Raw genomic sequence first — 2,695 nt, 5'->3', positions numbered from 1 at the left:
CCTGACTGCCCACGGCGGTGATCATGTGATCTCCGAAGGGAAGAGCGTTCCAATGGTGGACGCTGACGGTCGATTGATGCCACAGGACCTCGACCCCGTCGGCACCGTCAGCGGCAGAAGGAAGCCGCAGGAGACGCGCGCCGTCGTCGGGCAGGGACGCGACCCAGATCCGGTCCGGAGGCAGCCAGACGGGATCCGCAGCGTTGTTTCCCCAGCCGTTGCGGCAGAAGCTGCTCCACAGCAGCTCGCCACTGTCCGCGTCGAGGCCGAAAATCTCCTCCGAGGAGAGATAGACCACCTGCCGGCGGCCCTCGAAAGTGAGCAGGGTCGGCGAGGCATAGCTGACCCCTCGGGGCGGCCCCTTCCAGCGGACCTTGCCGCTCGTTAAATCGAGAGCGCCACTGCCCTGGGCTCCGAGCCTCCTGCCAGCAGCACCACCGTGTCCTCCACCTGCAGCGGGCTCGCCGCGTGGCCGAAGCGCGTGCTCCCGGAAGCCGCCCCCAAATCGAAGGACCAAAGGAGGGCGCCGTCCGCAGGGTCTAGAGCGTAGACCGCGCCGTTGGAGCCGACGGCGATGAGCAGCCTGCGGCCATCGATCTGGGCCAACAGCGGCGTCGAATGAGGGCCTTTGCCATGGCCCCGAGCTCGGCCGGGACCGGGGGGTGCGGGATAGGTGAACGCCCACAGGGTCTCGCCGGAAGTGCTCGCCACCGCGACCACGGTTTCGCTCTCGCCCTCGCGAAACAGGGTGAACAGCCGGCCCCCGCCAAAGACCAGCGAGGAATACCCGGGACCGAGATCCCGGCGCCACAGCTCCCGCGGCCCGTCCGCAGACCAGACGACGGCCACCGGGCTCTCCCCACCGTCCACGCCGACGGTGAAGTTCCGAGGCACACCGCCCCATTGGGGCCAGCCGTCCTCGGCAGCCTCGGCGGCAACCGCCGCTGGCGAGGCCCAGACCGACGCCACCAAGAAGACGAACCCCAGCCACTGCGCCCCCCAAACGAGAACGAAGTGGCTGAGGATCTTCCAAACAGCAGGCATGAGAAGACTGCTCACAGAGAAACCGATGCCCGAGGACAGCCCGCCATGGAGCCGTGCCTCGAGCATCGGGAGGGTGCAGGCTCAGGGAGCCGTGTCTCGGATCTCCGTGGCGCAGTCCGCATAGGCCTGGCGGAGCGCTTGGGCGCCGTCAGCGGAGAGCTCGCCGATCCGCTCGAGCACGGTGACCTGGTATTGCATGGCCTCCAGCCGGGTGAGGCTGGAGGAGATCTGCTGGCGACAAAGGTTCTGCTGAACCTGGGCGAGCTTGCCCGCCAAGATGCCGTCGAGGGTGGCCGCCGAAGCCTCGCGGTAGGCGGTTTCGGCGGGTGACCCCGCGAGCCGAGAGATTTCGGTTCCGAGCCGAATCGCGGCACCCAGCTTTTCGGTGCGAACCTTGTCGAGACAGGAGTAGGCGGCCTCGTAGAGACCCGCATCCGCCTTGCTTTGGCACGGTTCTGCCTCGGCCCGATAGGGATTCGGATCGCAGAAATCGCCAACCCCGTCGCCATCGCTGTCCATCTGCTCCGGATTGTTGATCGACCGGCAATTGTCGAGGTCATCGCAGATCGCATCGCCATCGGAATCTCCACCCCAGGTGCCTGGGCACGGGGTGTGGCCGTAGGCGGTGATGCCATCGAGGGGCACCACCTCACCCTCCTGAGTCGTGGCGATGGCGGGCACGGTGAACAGAGCACCGTCCACCGGCGTCGCATCATCCTTGACCACCAGGGTGAGGGTCACGTCCTCGGCGCAATCCGTCGGCTCGAGAGCGATCTCGGTCACTCCCAGCTCGTCCGTCCAGCGGTCGAAGGCGAAAATTCGATCGCCGGGCAACATGACGTACTTCTCGTTGCCCGCCAGCGGTCTGGGGAACGCCAGCTGAGGGTTCGCCTCCAAGGCGATGGTCGCCGGCTCATGGGTGATGTTTTGAACCTGGAAGGTGAACTCCACCGGAGAGTTGGTCTGCTGGACGGAGATGTTGCGATTGCAGTTGTTGTTGCTGAAGTTGGTGTCGAAGCCGTAGTTGATGGTCGACTTCAGGCATGCGTGGGTATTGCCATTGGGCGAAGCCTGGGGTGTCCAGGGGTGGGTCACGCTGACCGACGAATTCGCCGGAACATTCACCGTCTGGGCACCGATGCTGTAGAAGTCCGGAATGCCCGTCGAGTAGATGTAAACACCAAAGGTCACTTCCACATTGTTCGCCGGGGTGCTGCTGTTGTTGTACACGTTGACGGTTATGGAGTTGGCGACGCCCACGATGGGCGACGTGGCGGTGGTGATGTCGGTGCAGAGCCAAGGCTCCGGATAGGAGCCGTGATTGGGATAGCCCGGTTCGGCCTGAGCGGTGGCGTTGATCACAGCCCAAGCGTCGACATAGCCGTGGCCGGAGTCCGCGTTCCAACCCGGCGTGCCCCAGTCCTCCGAAGTCTGAATGATCAGATTCTTGACACTGCCGGGATTGATACCCGGGTTCATCTGATGCACCAGCGCCGCCACGCCGGCAACGTGGGGGGACGCCATGGAGGTACCGGACTTGGACGAGTATCCGCTAACGGTATTGGACGATGCAGAAAGGATGTTGACACCCGGCGCAGAGACATCCGGCTTGGTCTCGTCGGCACCGTCGAGATCACCGTCGTGGGGCCGC

3 protein-coding genes are annotated in these 2,695 nt (G+C 65.0%); all 3 read right to left on the bottom strand.

Annotation, left to right across the window (positions count from 1 at the left end):
* Positions 1-298 (bottom strand): hypothetical protein (locus tag SX243_25830; GenBank protein ID MDY7096405.1); only part of this gene is annotated, 298 nt, incomplete at its 3' end.
* A gap of 86 nt (positions 299-384) precedes the next feature.
* Positions 385-1,044 carry a PQQ-binding-like beta-propeller repeat protein gene (locus tag SX243_25825; protein MDY7096404.1) on the bottom strand — a complete coding sequence of 220 codons (660 nt, stop codon included), beginning with the start codon at positions 1,042-1,044 and terminating at the stop codon, positions 385-387.
* A gap of 81 nt (positions 1,045-1,125) precedes the next feature.
* Positions 1,126-2,695: S8 family serine peptidase (locus SX243_25820; protein MDY7096403.1), on the bottom strand; the 1,570-nt coding region annotated here is incomplete at its 5' end.

This window comes from Acidobacteriota bacterium, from assembly GCA_034211275.1.
GTDB lineage: Bacteria > Acidobacteriota > Thermoanaerobaculia > Multivoradales > JAHZIX01 > JAGQSE01.
The sequence above is the reverse complement of the archived record's forward strand: the minus strand, read 5'-3'. Positions and strand labels throughout refer to the sequence as shown.